This is a genomic window from Pectobacterium brasiliense (assembly GCF_013449685.1).
GTDB classification, from domain to species: Bacteria; Pseudomonadota; Gammaproteobacteria; order Enterobacterales; family Enterobacteriaceae; genus Pectobacterium; species Pectobacterium brasiliense_A.
Genome location: NZ_JACDSF010000104.1, coordinates 1 through 3794, shown reverse-complemented (window position 1 = coordinate 3794; position 3794 = coordinate 1). Strand labels below are relative to the sequence as shown.

5 protein-coding genes are annotated in these 3794 nt (G+C 54.2%); all 5 read left to right on the top strand.

The features are described 5' to 3' along the window. The first annotated feature begins 64 nt into the window (after positions 1-64). Positions 65-400 (top strand): bacteriophage T4 gp5 trimerisation domain-containing protein, encoded by a 336-nt coding sequence (locus tag H0248_RS22395; protein ID WP_445482660.1) that lies wholly within the window; start codon positions 65-67, stop codon positions 398-400. Continuing rightward, a complete protein-coding gene (locus tag H0248_RS22390; RefSeq protein ID WP_308415679.1) occupies positions 373-681 on the top strand; it encodes a hypothetical protein in 309 nt (102 codons plus the stop codon). Before H0248_RS22395 ends, H0248_RS22390 begins: the two co-directional genes overlap by 28 nt. Continuing rightward, positions 678-1475, top strand: a complete 798-nt coding sequence (locus H0248_RS21410) for a DUF4123 domain-containing protein (protein WP_180787413.1) — start codon at positions 678-680, stop codon at positions 1473-1475. Before H0248_RS22390 ends, H0248_RS21410 begins: the two co-directional genes overlap by 4 nt. Further along, complete coding sequence (locus H0248_RS21405) at positions 1475-3469, top strand: T6SS phospholipase effector Tle1-like catalytic domain-containing protein (protein ID WP_180787412.1); 1995 nt, start codon at positions 1475-1477, stop codon at positions 3467-3469. The genes H0248_RS21410 and H0248_RS21405 overlap by 1 nt, the downstream gene beginning before the upstream one ends. Continuing rightward, positions 3469-3794, top strand: a 326-nt coding sequence (locus H0248_RS21400) for a DUF2931 family protein (RefSeq protein WP_180787411.1), incomplete at its 3' end; no start/stop codon positions are given. The genes H0248_RS21405 and H0248_RS21400, both read left to right, overlap by 1 nt.

Below are 3794 nucleotides of genomic sequence, written 5' to 3'. Positions count from 1 at the left end.
CGGGCGTACTTTCCACGCCACCAACCCCTCGCCGTATCCGCTGCCTGCCAATAAGACACGAACCGTGCTGCGCACGAAGACGCATCAGGGAGAAGGATTTAATGAATTGCGCTTCGAAGATCAGGCCGGTCAGGAGGAGATTTATCTTCACGGGCAGAAAGACCTCAAGGCGCTCGTTGAGAATGATGTGGTCTGGCACATCAAACATGATGCCCACACGGAGATTGATAATGAGCGAGTTATCCGCATTAAAGCTAACGATCATCTGACGGTGGAGAACGAAAAACGTGACCACGTGAAGGGCGCTCTCTCGCTGACCGTTGATGCGNNNNGAAACTGGGGCAAGCGTTACTGGTCGAGGCGGGTGAGGAAGTGCATGTCAAAGCGGGGGCTAAGGTAGTTCTTGAAGCGGGCGCGGAGCTGACGCTGAAAGTCGGGGGAAGCTTCGTGAAGATTGACCCCAGTGGCGTGAGCATCGTTGGCCCGGCTATCAATATTAACTCAGGGGGCAGCGCGGGTAGTGGTTCGGGTTGGGCCGGACAGAGCCCTATTCTGCCGGGCGGTGTTGCCGTCCCCCCTGCTCCACCCGCGACATTACCTGCACCCGCCATTCATAAAAGCATGGAATCGATGTCACCGTTGGTCAAACCTTGCCCCCTTGCGAAGGGAGGCAAAGCATGAGTCTGAATACGTGGCAAGCACAACATAGCGGCACCCTCTTTGCTATTGTCGACGGCGCGTTAGATCGCGCGGCGGTATCCCGTTTCTATGAACTCAGCCAGGGTGAAGCTTTCCCCCTCTTTGCGGGGACGGAATTTGACGAACAAGCGGCACTGGGCCCCTGGCTGTTGTCTACTCCTTCACCTGCATTCGTGGCGGATTCTCCGGCACTGAGTGGATTTTATCTGGTCAGTGAACAGTCTCTTGACGTCGTTCGCCACCATTGGCAAAGCCTGATATTGGCTATCCGTGAAGGAGAGGCGGTCTGGTTTCGTTTCTCTGAGCCTCGTATTTTTCTGCCGATGTTCTGCGCGATGAGCCCTGAAGAACAGGATGCCGTTATGGGCCCCTGCAATGGGATCTGGATCAACGAAAACGGGTTTACGCGTAATCCAGATACGCCATTTCATCCCCCGTTAAAAAGCCCCTGGTTTCACATTCGTCCGCCTCATCTGGCAGCGTTGTATGACGACGATCGCCATGCCTATATTCTTCGTCGGCGTCTGTGGCAGACCATGACGAGCATGATGGCACGTCATCCCGATCCGGCCGGGGCTATTTTGTCCGTTCTCAGGCAAGCCAATACGGAGAGGCTTCAGGAAGACGTGCTCGATGGAGTGGTAGCTGGAGCCTTGGCCTTGCAGGTCGGGCTTCCTCTGGAGAGTATTCGCACGCCGCTGATGCTGACCGAAGCTGAATTCGCGCAGGTCAACCACTGGATGGTGCAGCATAATGCATTGATAGGAGTTAACTAATGGCAGCCGATCCCTACTGTATTCCCTGCGAACATTACGATTGCTGGATAGAAATTGAGGTGCGTGATGAACACAATCGTTCGTTTAAAGGGCTAAAAGCGACACTCACCGACGATACCGGCAAGTCCGAAACGGTCACCCTTAAAGAAGGGCCTGTCGTCGTACAGGGTTTTGCGGTGGGTCCCATCACCGTGAAGCTGGAGACGCAGCCCTGGCTCAAGGCAGCGCAATCACGTGAAGTATTGAAGGACGGGCAAAGTGCCGTCCCTGCCTATGTGGCAGAGAAAGCGGGATACGATGACACGCCACGTGAACATATTAAGGCGACCACCGGTGACCTGTGCCTGACTGCGCCAGAACAACCGTTGCCAGAGGCGCATCAGGAAGGCAAAGCCAGTAGCGTCCGTTTCTTTACTAAACACTCCTACGTTATCGAAGTCAAAGGCTACCAGATCAACGTGCTGCGCATCGGCGTGTTCTTCGATGGCACGGGGAATAACACCTATAACGCCGAGTCTGGCCTTAAAAAGGTAGAACAATGGCTGGCTGAAACCTGCGCCGATCCGGCACAGCGGGAGAAAGAGCTGCGTGGCTGCCAGATGGGTCGGCTTCCGGTGAGTGACAGTGCGGCGAACGATATTACTAATGTGGGGAAACTCTACGATCAATATATCTTTGGGGCTAAGACATTGAGCGCCCATAGCTATATCAGCGGCATTGGCACTCGCGATCCGGTTGCAGGAAAAGAGGGGCTGGAATACCGATCGGACAATATGCTGACAAAAGGGCTGGATCTGGATTTTGGCAGTGAAAATACTTCAATCGTTGGCAAGGTGAATCAGGCCTGTGAGCAGGGAATTGTGGCAGCAGTTAAGCGTGATTTAAGAGAAACCCTGCCCAATATTGAATACATCCACCGTATTGTTTTTGATGTGTTTGGCTTTAGCCGTGGGGCGGCAGCGGCACGCCATTTTGTCAATGTCATCGACCAGAAAACCGATCATCCACTGGTGCAGGCAATCGCCAATACGCCCACTATCCGGCTGAAAGCGGGGTTTGACTGGGCCAGTCGGGACGATGTACGTATCACGTTTGTCGGGATTTTTGATACGGTGGCTTCATCGTACCATCCCAGTCTCAATATCCGCTTGCAGGATGACTGCGCCGAGCGGGTGGTGCATTTAACCGCACTGGATGAAGTGCGAAAGCACTTCCCCTTAACACGCGTCACACCCACGGCCATTGGCACCAGCATCCCGCCGCATTTTACCGAGCTGGCGCTGCCGGGTGCGCACTCGGATATCGGCGGTGGGTATTACAGCCGCTGGAGCCTGCCTAACCCGAACAGTGACCCGGCGCTGACCGAGTGCCTCGAACTGGAGCGCTTTATGAGCGAGGAGGAAACTTCCACGCCAGATACAGAAAGCCGCGCCTACCACCAAGCACGCGCCTATGCTGAGGAGAAAATTGCGCAGGGCTGGGTGGATCGGCTTCACCCGCATTTACTGCGTGCGGCCACGCCACCCGTGGGGGCAATCAGTTTGATCCCCTATTCTTTTATCCGCAAGCGGGGTAAGGATGATGTCTGGCCGAAAAAAGCCGTCTATGTGGAGGTGGTAATGAGCCGCGTGGTAGAAGGAGAATACTCACGTATTCCGTTACATATGATGGTGGAAGCTGGGCGTGCTGCTGGGGTGCCGTTTAAGGTGTGGGATGCCAATGATCCTTTAATGACCGTGGAATCTCTGGCCGCTAAGTTACCGGCGGTTAATTTGGCTAAACTTGATGGGCTCTGGACTTTAGCTGCAACTGAAAAGGGTGTGATAAAGAACCTGAGTCAGCAGCTCTCTGCGGAGGTTTATCGGGCGTTGCGTCGTGACTACGTGCACCGCAGCGCCAGTAACCAGGGTATATCCAGTCCCGCAGGAACCCACAGACAGGAAACCACCGTGAGCAAGGAACGGCGGCATATCATCGGCAATGTGGAGGCATGATGTTGAGATCTTTTATTATGGTCGTGGGGCTTTGTGTCTCGTTGGCAGCCTGCTCAAGTCCACATGTCAAAACACCGGTTAACTGGCGTTATGGTACGGGCAGCAATATTGACAGTTTTTGTACGACGAAAGCCACTTTCTATCATAACGGGAAAATCGTATCCAGTTATCCCGGTGGAGGATGTAACGCTGGCGCACCATACAAAGATATCATTGATAGAAAATATTACTGGGCTGGGGGTGGCGGGTTACCTACCGAGGATGTTCCCGTCCCTGACAGAGCGTCGATAGAAATGGTGTCCTTCTACGATCGTAAGCGGTACCG